Below are 16518 nucleotides of genomic sequence, written 5' to 3'. Positions count from 1 at the left end.
CCCGCCCTACTGTCCCGAAGCCGTGCCGGGCGGAATCTTGAACGGATCCGCGGCCTGTCCGGACAGGTTGGCCAATTCGCCGGTCAAGAAGTCCGGCGGATTGAGGATCTCGTCCATGTGCGCCATGTTCGGGTCGAAATACGCCGTGGTGAAGAACGTTTCACCGAGCCGGCGCAGGGTGAGGTCGAAGGTGGTGAACACGTTGAGGTAGTCGCCCCGCACCGCCTGCTTGATCCCGAAGTTGGGGAACGGGAACGTCAGCAACAGCTGTAGTGAGGTGACGAAATTCCGTCGGTTGTCGTTGAGCGTCTTCACCACCGAGTACAGGTCCTTCAAATCGGCGGCGAAGTCCACCTTGGTCTTTGCCAGCACGTGCGAGGTGACATTGGCCAGCTTGTGCAGCGCCCCGAAGGCCTCCACGATGTGGTCGCGGTTCTTGTTGAGCACGCGAATCGCCTCGGGCAACGTGTCCAGCGCGCGGCCCAGGTTGTCCTTGTCGCGCGCCAATGCTCCCGAGAACCGGTTCAATCCGTCGACCGCATCGATGATGTCGTTGACCTGACGGTTGAGCCCCGAGGTCAATTCCGCCAACCTGGGGATCAGGTCGACGAACTGGTCCTGCCGGCCCGCGACCGCCCGATAGGTTTCGTCGGTGATCTCTTCCAGCGCACCGACATTGCCCTTGTTCACCACCACGCCGAGCGCCGAGAGCACCTCTTCGGTGGTGGGATAGCGACCGGTGTTGGCCTCCGCGATTTTCGACCCGTCGGTCAGCCTGCCGACGGCCGGCTTGTTCTTCGGCCGCGCCAGGTCGATGTGCATCGAACCGAGCAGCGACGTCTGGGCCACGGTCGCGGTCGAGTTGGCGGGCAACACAACGTTTTTGTTCAGCGCCAATTTCACTGCCGCATAAAACGATCCGTCGGCGCGCTGTTCGGCCGCAATACCGGCGACACTGCCGACGGTGACGTCGTCGACCATGACCGGCGAGTTCTGGGGCAGCGTCGCCACATCGGGGAGCTCGACGGTCACCGAGTAGGCGCCACTGCCATGGCCGGCGGTGCCGGGCATGGCCAACGAGTTCAGGCCGTTGAATTGGCAGCCGGCCAGCAGCACGCTCCCCGCCGCCAATCCGCTGGCGCGCAACCACATTCGGTTCATCCGCCACCACCCAAACCGGCGGCCGGCCCGCCGGGGGCCGGACCCGGCAGCGGACCGAACGCGCTTCCCGGAGCTGGACCGGGGGCCGGAGCGGCACCAGCCGGCGCGGGGCCAGGTGCCGGGCCGGCCTGTGGGGCCGGCGGGACGAGCAGCGCCTGCAGGTCCGCCGGGTTCTGGGCGGCCGGCGGCGTTTGGGCGCCCTTGGCCGGGACCCAGGTCAGCTCCGGGACCGGAGTCGCCGCCTTGGCCTGGGTTTCCGGGGTGTCGTAGATGATCTGGCCTTTGTACGCCGTGATCGTGTTGAGCGGGTGGAACATCACCGGCGGATAGTTCACGGTGAGCCGGCGCAGCACCGGGCCCAGCCGCTCGCGGCAGAGTTCGGCGCGCTTGAAGTAGTCGGGAGCCCTAGGCCCGGCCGCGGTCTCGAAGGATCCACCGCAGATGAACTGCACGGGATTGGCGAATTCCGGTATCGACAACAGGCCGTTCAGCGTGCCTTGCGCGGGGTCGTAGATGTTGTAGAAGTTGGCGATACCCGGGCCCGCCACGTGCAGCACCTGCTCGATGTCGTCGCTCTCGTCGCTCAGTGTCTTCGCGAAATCGTTGAGGTTGTTGACCGTATCGATGATGGTCGAGTTGTTTTCGTGGAGAAACCCGCGGATGTCCGACAGCGCTGTGTTGAGGGTCCCCAGGGTGCTGTCGAGATGGCGGGAGCTGTCGGCGAGCACCTGCGACACCGAGGCGACGTTACCGGCGAATTGGACGATCTGTTCATTACTGGACGACAGGGCGTTGACCACCACTTGCAGGTTTTTGATCGTGCCGAAGATGTCGCCGCGCGAATCCCCCAGCCGCCCAGCGGCTTGCGAGAGCTCACGCAAGGCGCTGTGGAACGACTGGCCCTTGCCGTCGAAGGTGTCGGCGGCCTGGTTGATCGCCGCGCCCAACGGTCCCTGCATCGACCCGGCCGTCGGGCCGAGCTGGACGGCCAGCTGAGTCAGCGACTCCTTGACCTCGTCCCATTCCACCGGCACCGCGGTGCGGTCGGGGCCGATGCTGGCGCCGTCGGCCATCTCCGACCCTCCGGTGTACGCCGGTGTCAACTGGATGAACCTGGCCGCCACCAGGTTTGGCGACATGATGATGGCCTTGGCGTCCTTGGGGACCTTCACGTCCTTGGACACCGACATAGTGATCTTGACGTCGGACGGCCGCGGCTGGATCGTGTCGATGGTGCCGACCGGGACACCCAGGATGCGCACCTGGTCGCCTGGATACAAACCGACTGCCGAGGCGAAGTAGCCGACAATCTTGCGGTTATTCGCTTGCGACGACAGTACATACACGCCACCCACCAACACCACGACCAGCGCGATGATGGTGGCGTAGCGCAGCCCCCGGCTGGCGATGATCCGCTGCATCATGGTGACTTCGGCCTGATGATCCAGCGTTCCTGAATCAACCCGCGCAGATAGTCGGCGAGGCTGGCCGGCATCTTGCCGGGCTGATAGAAGAAGTCGAACATCGTCGCGAGCAGCGGCGCCGGGATGACACCGTAGACGTTCACGTTGAAGCCGGGACCCGACCCGACCACCTCGCCCAACTCGGTGGCGTAGGTGGGCAGCCGCTTGAGGGCCTCGGTGATGTAGTCGCGGCGTTCGTTGAGGTTGGACAGCACATCGTTGAGCTTGTTCAGTGCAGGCCCGAATTCCCTGCGGTTGTCGGCGACGAAGCCGGAAATTTGCGCTGAGAGCCCCTGGATACCCGAGATCAGCTGACCCAGCGCGCGGTGGCGTTCGTTGAGCGCGGCGAACAACTCGTTACCGTCGTCGACCAACTTGTTGACCTGCTCGGCGCGCTGGGACAACACGCCGGTGACCGACTTCGCGTGCGCCAGTAGGCTTTGCAGCGCCTCGTCGCGGCGGTCCAGGGTGCGGGACAGGGACGTCACGCCGTCCAGCGCACCGCGCAGCTCGGGGTTCGCGTCGTGCAGCGTGTCCGTCAGCACGTTCAAGGCTTTCTCGAACTGCGGCTTGTTCAGGTTGCTGGCATTGGAACCCAGGTCCTCGAGCGCGCCGGCCAGCGTGTACGGCGTCGTGGTGCGACTGAGCGGGATGGTGGTTGCCTTGCCGCCTCCGGCCGGGGTCACCGAGATGGAGCGCTCGCCGAGGATGGTGTCGGTGCGGATCGCGGCCAGCGACTGGTCGCCGACCGCGACGTGGCGGTCGACGCTGAAGCTGATCTTGGCGCTGTCGCCGGCCAGGCCCACGGAGGTCACCTTGCCGACTTTGAAACCCGAGACGTAGACGGCATTTCCGGGATTGATGCCGCCCGCGTCGGTGAAGTAGGCGTCGTAGATCTTGCCCTGCGGCCAGAACGGTAACCCGGCGTAGCCGAATGCGATGAGCACGACGCAGATCACCAGCACCACACCGAAGATGCCGGTGCGCAGTGGATCGCGCTCACGCTTTGCATTACTTGGCAAAAGCGCACCTCCCCTTGCTGGGATCCACCTGGCCACCCAGGGGCAGCAAGATGTCGCCACCGGCGGGGCCGTTGATCTTGATCGTCACGGAGCAGAAATAGATGTTGAAGAACGACCCGTAGGCGCCGAGGGCGGCCAGCCGCAGATAGTCCTCGCCGAGCTGTTCGACGTCGTTGTTCACCTCTGCCTTGCGGTTGTCCAGCTCGGTGGCCAGCGGACGGGTGTTCTCCAGGATGCCTTGCAGCGGCCGGCGCGAATTCTTCAGCAGCTGCGTCAGATCCGTCGTCGTCGAGGCCAGCGGGGGGATGGCACCCGCGATGTCGTCTTTGTGGTTGGCCAGCCCGGTGATCAGCTGTTGCAACTGGTCGACACTGGTCGAAAATTGCGCGCTGCGTTGATCCACGGTCGTCAGCACCGTGTTGAGGTTGTTGATCACGTCACCGATGAGCTGGTCGCGCTGGCCCAGCGCCGAGGAGAACGCGCTCGTGTCAGCCAGCACGTTCGACAATGCCCCGCCCTGGCCCTGCAGCAGCTGGATGACCGCGCCGCTGATGGTGTTGACCTTATCGGCGTCAAGGCCTTTGAGCACCGGTCGAAGTCCGCCCAACAGCGCATCGAGATCCAGAGCGGGCTGGGTGTGTTGGCTGTTGATCGTCCCGCCCGCCGGCAGCCTTCGCAGCTCTCCCGGGCCGGACGTGATCTCCAAATATCGATCGCCGACCAGGTTTTCGTAGCGGATCACCGCGCGTGTCGACGAGTAGAGCGTGTAGCGCTTGTCGACCCCGAATGTCACGTCGATCGTGTTGTCGCGGTTGAGCTTGATGTCCGACACCGCACCGACCGGCACCCCGGCGATGCGCACCTTCTGGCCGGACTTGAGCCGTGAGATGTCGGTAAACGTTGCGTGGTAGGTGCTTTCGGGGCCGAACCGGAAGTCGCCGAAGACCACCACCAGCCCCGCCGACACCAGCACCATGGCGACCGCGAAGATGCTGACCTTGATCATCATCGAACGGTGCGAGGGCATCTCGGAGCTGGGCATCAGAAATCGTCCCGTTCCGCGAAGGCGCCGTGGAACAAGAACTGCAGCGTCGAGGGCGCGTCGAACTGCAGCTCGGTGAACGGCTCGTACGGGATGTTGGCGTTGTCGGTCACCAGGAACGGCGCCCGGTAGAACGAGCCGCCGGTCTGCTTGGTCGGGATGTCGGGCAGCCCACGGCAGTTCGGACCGCCGGAGGCGTTCACGATCGGCAACGATTCCGGATACGTGTACGACGGCGCGCCCAGCACGAAGCTCGACGACGTGAACAGCCCCGCCTTGCGAACGCCGAGCAGCGGGGCGAATTCCTTGATACCGCGCTCGATGCCGGCGAACAGGCAGCCGAATTCCGGTGAGTAGTCGGCGGCGACCTTGAGCGGGGCCCGCAGCCGGTTGATGGTGTCGATGAAGTCCTGCTCGGCCGGGGCCAACGTGTCGTAGGCGTTGTTGGACAGGCCGATGGTGGCCAACAGCGTGCTGTCCAGGTTCTTCTGCTGGTCCACGACGGTCTTGTTGATCGTCGGCAGGTTGTCGAAGACGGTGTTCAGGTTCGGGGCGGAGTCGGCATAGACGTTGGCTACGACCGCGGTCTTACGGAGGTCTTCCTGCAAGGTGGGCAGTTTCGGATTCGCTTGGCGCGTCAGCGTATTCAATCCCGAAAGGATGCCGCCCAGGTCGTCGCCGTGGCCGCGCAGGCCTTCCGCGAACGCGCTCAGCGTCCCGTTCAGTTCGACGGGGTCGACCTTGTGCAGCAGATCCATCAGCGACTGGAACAAGGTGTTGACTTCCAGCTGCACCGACGAGGCCGCGACGTGCGCATCCGGACGCAGGGAGGTCGGCGAAGGCGTCTGGGGCGGAATGAATTCCACCGCCTTGGCGCCGAAGATGGTGTTACCCGCGATGTGCACCGTCGCGTTGGACGGGATGAAATGCATGTCGTCGCTGTTGATGGCCAGCCGCAGCCGCGCCTGGTCAGCGGAATAGTCGATGGCCTCGACCTTGCCAATCTGGATGCCGCGGTATTTGACCTTGGCGCCCTTCTCCATCACCAGGCCCGCCCGCGGCGCCGACACGGTGATGGTGTCGATCGACGCGAAGGCCGCGGTGTAGGAAAGGTAGGTCAGCACAGCGAAAGCCACCATCAGGCCGGCCAGCACTGCTGCTGCCAGCCGGACGGTGGTACGCCGCGCCCCTGTGTCTGCCATGTCCTTTTAAGCGGTCCTGTTATCCGGAGAGGTTGAAGTTACCGGACGCCCCATACACAGCGAGCGAGATGAACAATGTGATGACGACCACGACGATCAACGACGTCCGCACGGCCTGGCCGACCGCGATCCCGACGCCGACCGGACCGCCGCTGGCGTTGTAGCCGTAATAGGTATGGACGAGCATGACCGCGATGGACATCACGATGGCCTGTAGGAATGACCACAACAGGTCCGACGGGATCAGGAACGTATTGAAGTAGTGGTCGTAGAGGCCTTTCGACTGCCCGTTGATGTATACCGTGGTGAAGCGGGCGGCGAAGAACGCGGCCAGCACCGACAGCGAGTACAGCGGAATGATCGCAATGAGACCGGCGATCAGGCGGGTCGATACCAGGTAGGACACCGAGTGCACCGCCATGCACTCGACGGCGTCGATCTCCTCGGACACCCGCATGGCGCCCAACTGCGCGGTGGCGCCGGCACCGATGGTGGCCGCCAGCGCGATACCGGCGATCACCGGGGCGACCACCCGGACGTTGAGGAAGGCCGACAGGAACCCCGTCAGCGCCTCGATGCCGATGTTGCCCAGCGACGAATACCCCTGCACCGCAATGACACCGCCCGATGCCAGGGTCAAAAAGGCCGCGACACCGACCGTGCCGCCGATCATGACGAGGGCGCCCGCGCCCATGGTCATCTCGGCGATCAGCCGGATCGTCTCCTTGCGGTACCGGGTGAGCGCGTTCGGGACATAACGCACGGTCTGCCCGTAGAACAACGCCTGCTCACCGAAGTCGTCAACCGGCTCTTGCAGCCGCGAAAAGAGGCGGCGGAACCGCAGTGTGGCGTCGTAACTCATCGCGTGCTCACCCGTCTCATCACTTCGCCGAAATTCGCACGCCGATGGCGGTCATCACCACGTTGATCACGAACAGACAGATGAAGGCGTAGACCACGGTTTCGTTGACCGCGTTGCCGACGCCCTTGGGCCCACCCTTGACGGTCAGGCCGCGATAGCAGCCCACCATCCCGGCCATCACACCGAACAGCAGCGCTTTGACTTCGGCGAGGACCAACTCGCGCAGACCGGTCAGCACGGTCAAGCCGTTGATGAACGCGCCCGGGTTGACACCCTGCAGGAAGACGGAGAACACGTACCCACCGGAAAGCCCGATGGCACATACCAATCCGTTGAGCAGCAGGGCCACCACCGTGGATGCCAGCACACGGGGTACGACCAGCCGCTGGATCGGGTCGATGCCGAGCACGCGCATCGCGTCGATCTCTTCGCGGATGGTGCGCGCTCCGAGGTCGGCACAGATCGCGGTGGCACCGGCGCCGGCCACGACGAGCACGGTCACCACCGGACCCAGCTGGGTGATGGTGCCGAATGCGGTTCCGGCGCCGGACAGGTCGGCGGCGCCGATCTCGCGCAGCAGGATGTTGAGGGTGAAGGCCACCAGCACGGTGAAGGGGATGGAGACCAGCAGCGTCGGAAGCAGCGACACGCGGGCGATCATCCACGTCTGATCGAGAAACTCACCAAATTGGAACGGCCGGCGAAAAGCTGCCCGGCCGGTGTCCATCATCATTTCGAAGAATCCGCCGATGGCGCGCGCGGGGACCGCAAGTTGCTCAATCAACTCGGTTCCCCCCTCGGCTGGTCTCGGCGAAGTCTATGGCTGGCCTTTGCGTTGTCTACGGTCGCACGGGGCTCGGTGTGAGCCGGATCATATTAACTCAGAACAACTTCACCATGTCAATGAACAGCATTCTGTATCACAACCGTTAATTCGGCAGGTCAGACGCACTTGTCACGTGTCAAACTGACACACGTTCTACCTGCCGATTCCCCCCGATCGACTAGCCGAAAATGGCTATTGCTCCATCAGCGCACTCGCCGAAAAATTGTGTTCAGGATCACGGCCAGCAAAGTAATCCTGCAGGGTCGCGCTCAGTTGCGCAGGGTCCCAAGCGGCGCCGTTGGCGCTGAATTTGCGCTCCACGGTCGGTGCAGCGACCAATGTCACCTGTGGGCCGTAGACGATGAACACCTGGCCGTTGACTTCCGCCGCCGCGGGAGAGGACAGGAACGTGACCAGGTTAACGACGTGCTCCGGCGACAGCGGGTCGACGCCGCCCGCGTCCAACTCCGGTGCGTCGCCGAAGACGTCGGCCGTCATCGCGGTGCGTGCGCGGGGGCAGATGGCATTGGCGCACACGCCGTAGCGGCCCAGCGCCCGCGCGGCGGTCAGCGTGAGCGAAATGATCCCGGCTTTGGCGGCGCCGTAATTCGCCTGCCCGACGGGGCCGACCAGGCCGGCCTCCGACGCGGTGTTGACGATCCGGCCGAAGATCTGGCCCCCCGCCTCCTTGGCCTTGGCGCGCCAGTAGGTGGCGGCGTTGCGGGTCAGCAGGAAATGACCGCGCAGGTGCACGGCGATGACCAGGTCCCACTCCTCGTCGGACATGTTGAACAGCATCCGGTCGCGGGTGATGCCGGCGTTGTTGACCACGATGCCGAGCCCGCCCAGCGCGTCGGCCTGGGTGACCAGTTCGTCGGCGGTGGCGCGTTCGCTGATGTCCCCGGCCACGGCGACGGCCTTGGCACCGCAGGAATTGATTTCGTCGATGACGTCGGAGGCATTCAACGCGGCGGCGATGTCGTTGACGACGACGGTCGCTCCCTGACGGGCCAGGCCGAGCGCCTCGGCCCGTCCCAGACCCGCGGCCGCACCGGTCACCACCGCGACCTTCCCGGAGAGATCGGTCGCGTTCGTGCTGCTAGTCAATTTATGAATACCTCTAGTTTTCACGCAGGAGGGCCGCGCGCGGGCACTCCGCGATCGCTTGCTCGGCCAACTGCTCTCTGTCGGACGGAATCGGGTCGAGCTTCACCACGGCGTAGTCCTCGTCATCCAGGTCGAAGATGTCCGGGGCAATTCCCAAGCACACTGCGTTACCTTCGCACCGGTCACGGTCCACGATCACCCGCACAGCACCCTCCTTGAACCTGGCCTTCAGACTGAGGACACGCCTCATCAGCATGTAGGTCCACCATAGGACCCCGACACCTCTAGGGAAACGGTCGCTGGATTCCCAGACTAGAACGTGTTACAACCGGGAAGACGAACGGGTAGCCGTTGGTCGAGCTGCAGCCTGTGACGAGGCTTGTTACTCCGAACGTCATTGACTCAAGGACGGCTGAAATGCGCATCAGTTACACCCCGGAACAGGAGGAGTTGCGTCGCGAGCTGCGGTCGTACTTCACCGCGCTCATGACCCCGGAGCGCCGCGAGGCGCTGACCTCGACGCAGGGCGAGGTCGGGACGGGCACCGCGTATCGCGACACCGTTGCGCAGATGGGCAAGGATGGGTGGCTCACCCTGAACTGGCCCACAGAGTACGGCGGCCAGGACCGCTCGCCGATGGACTCGCTGATCTTCACCGACGAGGCCGCCATCGCCGGCGTGCCGGTGCCGTTCCTGACGATCAACAGCGTGGCCCCGACGATCATGGCGTTCGGCTCCGAGGAGCAGAAGAAGTTCTTCCTCCCGAAGATCGCGGCCGGCGAGCTGCACTTCTCCATCGGCTACTCCGAGCCCGGCGCGGGCACCGACCTGGCCAATCTGCGCACCACCGCGGTGCGCGACGGCGACGACTACGTGGTCAACGGCCAGAAGATGTGGACCAGCCTGATCGCCTACGCCGACTGGGTGTGGCTGGCGGTGCGCACCAACCCCGAGGCCAAAAAGCACCGCGGCATTTCGATGCTGACCGTGCCGACGACCGCCGACGGTTTCTCCTGGACGCCCGTGCACACCATGGCCGGTGTCGACACCAGCGCCACCTACTACTCCGATGTGCGTGTCCCGGTGACCAACCTGGTCGGCGAGGAGAACGGCGGCTGGAAGCTGGTGACCAACCAGCTCAACCACGAGCGGGTCGCGCTCGTCTCGCCGCAACCGATCTTCCTGGCCCTGCGCGAGGTTCGCGAATGGGCGCAGAACACCAAGGATGGCGGCGGCGCCCGGCTCATCGACTCCGAGTGGGTCCAGCTCAACCTGGCCCGGGTGCACGCCAAGGCCGAGGTCCTCAAGCTGATCAACTGGGAACTGGCCTCGGCGGCAAACGAAGACCTGTCGCCCGCCGCCGCGTCGGCGGCCAAGGTGTACGGCACCGAGCTGGCCACCGAGGCCTACCGCCTGCTGATGGAGGTGCTCGGTACGGCCGCGACGGTCCGCCAGAATTCGCCGGGCTCGAAGCTGTCAGGCCGGGTCGAGCGGATGCACCGGGCCTGCCTGATCCTGACCTTCGGCGGCGGCACCAATGAGGTGCAGCGCGACATCATCGGCATGGTCGCCCTCGGCCTACCCCGAAACCGCTGAGCCGCTACGTAATAAAGGACGGACTCTCATGGATTTCACCACAACCGAAGCGGCGAACGACCTCGGCAACCTGGTCGACACCATCGTTGACTCGGTATGCACCCCCGAACACCAACGTGAGCTTGACGCGCTCGACCAGCGGTTCGACCGCGACCTGTGGCGAAAGCTGATCGACGCCGGAATCCTGTCCAGCGCGTCGGCGTCATCGCTGGGCGGCGACGGCTTCGGTGCGCTCGAGCAAATCGCGATCCTGGTTGCGCTGGGGCACCAGCTGGCCGCGGTGCCCTACCTGGAGTCGGTCGCGCTGGGCGCCGGAGCGCTGGCCCGATTCGGCTCCGAAGAGCTGCAGCAGAGCTGGGGCGCGCCGGCGGTCAGCGGCGAGAAGACGCTGGCCGTCGCCCTCGACGGCGAGATGGGCGAGGGCCCGGTGCAGGCGGTCAGCGGCGGTGCCGGCTACCGGCTGACCGGCACCCGCACGCAAATCGGCTTCGGGCCGGTTGCCGACGCGTTCCTGGTCCCCGCCGAAACAGATTCCGGCACAGCGGTTTTCCTGGTTGCCGCCGACGATCCGGGCGTCACGGTGACCGCACTGGAAACCACCGGCCTGGGCAGCGTCGGGCACCTCGCGCTGGACGGAACCGAGGTGGACGGCAGCCGCAAGGTCGGCGGCGCCGAGGTAGCGACATGGCTCGGCACGCTTGGCACGTTGGGCCGCAGCGCTTTCCAGCTCGGCGTGCTCGAGCGCGGCCTGCAGATGACCGCCGAATACGCGCGCGAGCGTGAGCAATTCGACCGCCCGATCGGCAGCTTCCAGGCGGTCTCGCAGCGGCTGGCCGACGGCTACATCGACGTCAAGGGGTTGCGGCTCACGCTCACCCAGGCGGCCTGGCGAGTCTCCGAAGACATTCCGGCCGAAATCGACGTCGCCAGCGCGGCATTCTGGGCCGCCGACGCCGGCCACCGCGTGGCCCACACCATCGTGCATGTGCACGGCGGGGTCGGCGTCGATACCGATCATCCGGCGCACCGCTATTTCCTGGCCGCCAAGGAGATCGAGTTCGCCTTGGGTGGCGCCACCGGGCAGCTGCGCCGTATCGGGCGTGAGCTGGCGGAGACGCCCGCCTAGGCGCAATGGAACTCACCGATGACCTGACGGTCACGAAACTGTTGGCGCCGCTGACCGAGATCGACGATCGGGGCATCTACTTCGAGGAGTCGTTCACCAGCTGGCGCGATCACCTGCAGCACGGTGCCGAGATAGCCGCGGCGCTGCGTGAGCGCCTCGACCCCAGTCGGCCGCCGCATGTCGGCGTGCTGCTGGAGAACACCCCCTTCTTCTCGGCGATGCTGGTGGCCGCGGGAATGTCGGGGATCGTCCCGGTCGGGCTCAACCCGGTGCGCCGCGGCGAGGCGCTGCGGCGCGACATCGATCGGGCCGATTGCCAATTGGTGCTCGCCGACTCGACATCGGCTGCGACGCTGGGCGACATCGAGCACCTGAACGCCGACTCTTCCGAGTGGGCGCACGCGGTCGCCGCGCACCGCGGCGCCGAAGTCTCTTTTCAGTCGGTCTCGCCGGCCGACCTGTTCATGCTGATCTTCACGTCGGGCACCAGCGGCGAGCCGAAGGCGGTCAAGTGCGGCCACGGCAAGGTCGCGATCGCAGGCGTGACGATGTCGCAGCGCTTCGGGCTCGGCCGCGACGACGTCTGCTACGTGTCGATGCCGATGTTTCATTCCAACGCGGTGCTGGTCGGCTGGGCGGTGGCCGCGGCCTGCGAGGGATCAATGGCGTTGCGGCGCAAGTTCTCCGCGTCGAATTTCATCGTCGACGTCCGCCGCTACGGCGCCACCTACGCCAATTACGTGGGCAAGCCATTGTCGTACGTGCTCGCCACGCCGGAGCGGCCCGACGACGCGGACAACCCGCTGCGCGCGGTGTACGGCAACGAGGGCGTGCCCGACGACATCGAGCGCTTCGGTCGCAGGTTCGGCTGCGTCGTTCAGGACGGGTTCGGCTCCACCGAAGGCGGCGTGGCCATAGCGCGTACCCCCGACACACCGCCGGGTTCCTTGGGTCCGCTCCCGCAGGGCATCGAGATCGTCGATCCCGAGACCGGTGCGCCCTGCCCGCCGGGCGTGGTCGGGGAGCTGGTGAACACCGCCGGGCCGGGACGTTTCGAGGGTTACTACAACGACGAGGCGGCCGAGGCCGAGCGGATGGCGGGCGGGGTGTACCACAGTGGCGATCTCGCCTATCGCGATGACGCCGGCTATGCGTATTTCGCCGGGCGGCTGGGTGATTGGATGCGGGTCGACGGTGAAAATCTCGGTGCCGCCCCGATCGAGCGGGTGCTGTTGCGCCACCCCGACGTCACCGAGGTGGCGGTGTACCCGGTGCCCGACGCGATCGTCGGCGACCAAGTCATGGCCGCGGTGGTGATGGCGCCGGGCACCGAGTTCGATGACGAGAAGTTCCGGGCCTTTTTGGCCGAGCAACCCGACTTGGGACCCAAACAGTGGCCGTCGTATGTGCGGATCGTCACCGCGCTCCCGCGGACGGTGACCTTCAAAGTGCTGAAGCGGCAATTGGCCGCCCAGGGCGTCGAGGGCGGCGGCCCGGTGTGGAAGATCCACCGCTAGCGACCTCGGCGCCCGGGACGGCATTGCCGCCGGATGCGCCGTGGACGCAGTAAACTCAGCGCTTGATGAAAATCCGCGAACTGATCGCCGGCTCGATCCTGGTTGGGTCGCTGGGCGGCGCCGCATTCGGGATGGGCGCCGGCTTCGCCGCGGCGGAACCGCCCCCACCGCCTCCCGTTCCGCCACCCCCGCCGCCGCTGGTGTGGTCACCGCCGACGCCGGAGCCCGAATCGGGCGAGACTCCGCCGCCGCCGGAGGAAGGGCCGCCACTGCCGTCGCCGTCAGGCTGATGGTTTCGCCCGCCGCACGGTGAAGCTGTGTGCCGGGGCCGCACTGAACATGCCGCAATGACAAGGAGACGCGATGGTTGATGCGCCGGACCCCCGGCTCGGCACCGTGACCACGCACGCCGACACCGAGACCCGCGCATGACGGCACGCCCTCTCGAGCTCGCGCTCGAGGCGAGCTTCGAACAGCTTTCCGCGGAGCTGCCGGCGAGCGTCGGCGTCGCCATCGCCCGGCCGGACAGAACATTCTCGCTGGGGAGCTGGTGGTCCGGGGTGGCATGGTCGACGATCAAAGTGCCCCTGGCGATAGCCGCACTGCGCAGCGATTGGCTGAGCGCCCGCGATTTCGCCGTGCGGGCCATCACCGAATCCGACAACCGCGCCTCTGAGCGGTTGTGGTCGCAGTTGGGCGAGCCGGCCGATGCGGCACGCCAGGTTCAGGTCGTGGTGGCCGAAGGCGGTGACACCGCGACGGTGGTCGAGTCACGCCGACTTCGCCGTGGTTTCACCGCTTTTGGCCAAACCGAGTGGAGCCTGCAGCGCCAAGCGCGGTTCGCCGCGGAGCTGACGACCATCCCGGATGCCGCCGAGGTGATCGACCTGATGCAACGACTCGCCCCCAGTGACCGGTGGGGGCTGGCGGCCAAAGGGATTGCCGCAAAGGGGGGTTGGGGCCCGGGGGTGCAAGGTGGGTACCTGGTCCGGCAATTCGGGATCGTCCCAACCCCATCCGGGCAGTGGGGTGTGGCGCTGGCGGCGGACGCGCACGACGGCGCGTTCGACACGGGGGTCGATGTGATCAACACGCTGACCGACTGGCTGCTGAGCCGGGCGCCGAGCCTAGCCCGTTATTGACGGCACGACGGCATCGATCAGATGCGGTCCGGGTTCTGAGAACGCGGCCTGCAGCGCATCGGCGAACTCTTCGGCGGTGGTGACGCGACGGGCCGGCACCCCCATACCCTCGCTGAGCTTCACGAAATCCATTGTGGGGTCCGATAAATCGAGCAGGGAGAGGGCTTCGGGCCCGGGAGCCGACCCCGCGCCGACTCGTTGCAGTTCGATTCGCAGGATGTCGTAGGCGGCGTTGTTGTACAGCACGGTGGTGACGTTGAGGTTCTCCCGCGCCTGGGTCCACAATCCCGCGATGGTGTACATGGCCGAGCCGTCGGATTCCAGGCACAGCACCGGACGATCCGGGGCGGCGATCGCCGCACCGACCGCCGCCGGGATGCCGTAGCCGATCGCCCCGCCGGTCAGGGTCAGCCAGTCATGCGCCGGGGCACCAGCGGTGGCCTGGGCGAGCAGCACGCCCGAGGTGTTCGACTCGTCGACCACGATCGCCCGTTCCGGCATCAGCGCCCCGATCACGTCGGCCGCTGACGCGGAAGTCAGCGCGCCCACCGGCAGCTTCGGGCGCGACGCGGCCGCCACCGGCGCCGCCGTGCCGGGCGACACCTGATCCGCCAAGGCGATCAGCGCATCCGCCGCGCCGCTGTGTTCGGCGAGCACATGCACCTCGCAGCCGGCCGGCACCAGGTCGCTCGGCATGCCGGGATAGGCAAAGAACGACACGGGCGACTTGGCGCCCGCCAGCACCAGATGTTTGGCGCCATCGAGCTGGGCCGTGGCGGCCTCGGCGAAATAAGCGAGCCGATCGACGGCGGGGACACCGGCGCCGCGCTCCAGCCGGGCGGGGAACGTCTCGCACAGCACGCGCGCGCCCGTGGCCGCGGCGATCCGGGTGGCCGCGGCCAGGCCGGCGTGGCGGGTGGCATCGCCGCCCACCATGATCACGGTCGGCTCCCCGGAGCCGAGCACCTCGGCCACTTCGGGCGCCAGCAGTGGGTCGGCGCCCGCCGGCTGCGCCTCCAGGTTGGAGAACAGCTGGGCGCCGTCGGACCAGGACACGTCGGCGGGCAGGATCAGCGTCGAGATCTGTGAGCCCCATCGGCTGGCCGCGATGCCCTCGACGGCGTCGGCCGAAACCTGGGAGGCGTCACCCGTTCGGCGCACCCATCCCGAGACGGTGCCGGCGAGGGCGTCGATGTCGGATTCCAGTGGGGCGTCGTACTTTTTGTGATACGTGGCGTGGTCGCCCACGACCACCACCATCGGCACCCGGGCGCGTCGCGCGTTGTGCAAGTTGGCCAGGCCGTTGCCGAGGCCAGGGCCCAGATGCAGCAGCACCGCCGCCGGGCGATCGGCCATCCGGGCATACCCGTCGGCCGCGCCGGTGGCGACGCCCTCGAACAAGGCCAGCACGCCGCGCATCCGCGGAACACTGTCCAGGGCGGCGACGAAGTGCATCTCCGACGTGCCCGGGTTCGCGAAACACACGTCGACGCCGCCGTCGACCAGGGTGTTGATCAGGGCCTGGGCGCCATTCACCTGATTGCCTCCAGTCGGAACACTCGTTCGGCATTGCTGCGCAAGAAGTCTCGGCGAGCCTCGTCGGACAGCCCGAGTTCGTCCAGCCCGGCCAACGCGTGCTCGTGGGCGATCATCGGGTAATTGGTGCCGAACAACACTTTCCGTTGCCCGGTGCGAGTTTTCATGAATCTGATCAGTTCTTCCGGCAGCCGCCTGATCGTGTACGCCGACGTGTCGATGTAGACGTTTTCGTGCTTGCGGGCCACCGCGACCATCTCTTCGGTCCACGGGTAGCCGACGTGGCCGCAGACGATCACCAGTTCCGGAAAATCCAGGGCCACCTCGTCGATGTAGGGAATCGGCCGGCCGGTTTCCGACGGGCGCAGCGGGCCGGTGTGACCGACCTGGGTGCAGAACGGCACCCCGGACTCGACGCACTGGGCGAACAACGGATAGTAGCGGCGATCGGTGGGCGGGGCCTTCCACAACCACGGCACCACCCGCAGGCCGACGAACCCTTCTCCGATTCGCCGTCTCAGCTCGCGGACCGCTTCCATCGGGCGGTCGAGGTCGACGGCGGCAAGCCCGGCGAACCGGTCCGGGTGCGCGGCAATCCATTGCGCCACCTCGTCGTTGGAGACAAGGTCTTCGCCATTCGGGCCGCGCCAGGCGCTGAGTATGCCCAGGTGCACGCCGGCGGCGTCCATCGACGCCAGGGTCGCCTCGATCGGGATTTCGGTATCGGGGATCGACCCGCCCGTCCAGCGCCGCAGGGACGCCAGCATGTCGCTGCGCAGGAACCGCTGCGTCGGGTGTTGCATCCAGACGTCGATCGTCATCGGGATCGACAGTAGCCCGGCGACGATGCACGCCGCGTAACGGCAGGAGGAGAAGGCGGGCAATCCGATGTAGACGCCGCTCAGGCGGCCAGCGC

16 protein-coding genes are annotated in these 16518 nt (G+C 66.5%); 5 read left to right on the top strand and 11 right to left on the bottom strand.

The genetic code is table 11. The features are described from left to right. Positions 1 to 6: 6 nt before the first annotated feature. From A5775_RS14205 to A5775_RS14165, 9 genes are all read right to left on the bottom strand, one after another. A complete protein-coding gene (locus A5775_RS14205; protein WP_067253191.1) occupies positions 7 to 1161 on the bottom strand; it encodes a virulence factor Mce family protein in 1155 nt (384 codons plus the stop codon). After that, positions 1158 to 2585 (bottom strand): virulence factor Mce family protein, encoded by a 1428-nt coding sequence (locus A5775_RS14200; RefSeq protein WP_067253189.1) that lies wholly within the window; start codon positions 2583 to 2585, stop codon positions 1158 to 1160. Before A5775_RS14200 ends, A5775_RS14205 begins: the two co-directional genes overlap by 4 nt. Then, positions 2582 to 3646, bottom strand: coding sequence for a virulence factor Mce family protein (locus A5775_RS14195; protein ID WP_067253186.1), 1065 nt, complete (start codon positions 3644 to 3646; stop codon positions 2582 to 2584). Before A5775_RS14195 ends, A5775_RS14200 begins: the two co-directional genes overlap by 4 nt. Then, complete coding sequence (locus A5775_RS14190) at positions 3636 to 4688, bottom strand: virulence factor Mce family protein (RefSeq protein WP_067253184.1); 1053 nt, start codon at positions 4686 to 4688, stop codon at positions 3636 to 3638. The genes A5775_RS14195 and A5775_RS14190 overlap by 11 nt, the downstream gene beginning before the upstream one ends. Next, on the bottom strand, positions 4688 to 5890 hold the full coding sequence (locus A5775_RS14185; RefSeq protein ID WP_067253182.1) for a virulence factor Mce family protein: 1203 nt from the start codon (positions 5888 to 5890) through the stop codon (positions 4688 to 4690). The genes A5775_RS14190 and A5775_RS14185 overlap by 1 nt, the downstream gene beginning before the upstream one ends. Positions 5891 to 5909: 19 nt before the next feature. Continuing rightward, positions 5910 to 6752: an ABC transporter permease gene (locus A5775_RS14180; protein WP_067253180.1), complete on the bottom strand. Its 843-nt coding sequence runs from the start codon at positions 6750 to 6752 to the stop codon at positions 5910 to 5912. A 19-nt stretch (positions 6753 to 6771) separates the two neighbouring features. Further along, on the bottom strand, positions 6772 to 7536 hold the full coding sequence (locus A5775_RS14175) for an ABC transporter permease (protein WP_067253177.1): 765 nt from the start codon (positions 7534 to 7536) through the stop codon (positions 6772 to 6774). Positions 7537 to 7770: 234 nt separating this feature from the next. Then, positions 7771 to 8685, bottom strand: coding sequence for a 3-oxoacyl-ACP reductase (locus A5775_RS14170; protein WP_067253175.1), 915 nt, complete (start codon positions 8683 to 8685; stop codon positions 7771 to 7773). 13 nt (positions 8686 to 8698) lie between these two features. Next, positions 8699 to 8890: a ferredoxin gene (locus A5775_RS14165; protein ID WP_082953031.1), complete on the bottom strand. Its 192-nt coding sequence runs from the start codon at positions 8888 to 8890 to the stop codon at positions 8699 to 8701. Positions 8891 to 9102: 212 nt separating this feature from the next. Here A5775_RS14165 and A5775_RS14160 point away from each other — a divergent pair, with 212 nt between their 5' ends. The 5 genes from A5775_RS14160 to A5775_RS14140 all read left to right on the top strand — a co-directional run bounded on the left by A5775_RS14160 (position 9103) and on the right by A5775_RS14140 (position 14066). Then, positions 9103 to 10281 carry an acyl-CoA dehydrogenase gene (locus tag A5775_RS14160; protein ID WP_067253171.1) on the top strand — a complete coding sequence of 393 codons (1179 nt, stop codon included), beginning with the start codon at positions 9103 to 9105 and terminating at the stop codon, positions 10279 to 10281. A 28-nt stretch (positions 10282 to 10309) separates the two neighbouring features. Beyond that, positions 10310 to 11407, top strand: coding sequence for an acyl-CoA dehydrogenase family protein (locus A5775_RS14155; RefSeq protein ID WP_067253169.1), 1098 nt, complete (start codon positions 10310 to 10312; stop codon positions 11405 to 11407). A gap of 5 nt (positions 11408 to 11412) precedes the next feature. Continuing rightward, the gene (fadD17, locus tag A5775_RS14150; protein ID WP_067253167.1) at positions 11413 to 12924 is read left to right on the top strand and encodes a long-chain-fatty-acid--CoA ligase FadD17; all 1512 of its coding nucleotides are present in this window, start codon (positions 11413 to 11415) and stop codon (positions 12922 to 12924) included. 65 nt (positions 12925 to 12989) lie between these two features. Further along, positions 12990 to 13214 (top strand): hypothetical protein, encoded by a 225-nt coding sequence (locus A5775_RS14145; RefSeq protein WP_067253165.1) that lies wholly within the window; start codon positions 12990 to 12992, stop codon positions 13212 to 13214. Positions 13215 to 13352: 138 nt separating this feature from the next. Next, positions 13353 to 14066 carry a hypothetical protein gene (locus A5775_RS14140; protein WP_067253163.1) on the top strand — a complete coding sequence of 238 codons (714 nt, stop codon included), beginning with the start codon at positions 13353 to 13355 and terminating at the stop codon, positions 14064 to 14066. On the opposite strand, the gene A5775_RS14135 is transcribed toward A5775_RS14140, so the two are convergent. Next, complete coding sequence (locus tag A5775_RS14135; protein ID WP_067253161.1) at positions 14052 to 15602, bottom strand: acetolactate synthase large subunit; 1551 nt, start codon at positions 15600 to 15602, stop codon at positions 14052 to 14054. The genes A5775_RS14140 and A5775_RS14135 overlap by 15 nt on opposite strands. Next, positions 15599 to 16423 carry an amidohydrolase family protein gene (locus A5775_RS14130; protein ID WP_067253778.1) on the bottom strand — a complete coding sequence of 275 codons (825 nt, stop codon included), beginning with the start codon at positions 16421 to 16423 and terminating at the stop codon, positions 15599 to 15601. Before A5775_RS14130 ends, A5775_RS14135 begins: the two co-directional genes overlap by 4 nt. Positions 16424 to 16518: the final 95 nt, after the last annotated feature.

Source organism: Mycobacterium sp. 852002-10029_SCH5224772, from assembly GCF_001667315.1.
Lineage (GTDB): Bacteria > Actinomycetota > Actinomycetes > Mycobacteriales > Mycobacteriaceae > Mycobacterium.
Note: the sequence above shows the minus strand (reverse complement) of the source record. Positions and strands in the feature narration are given on the sequence as shown.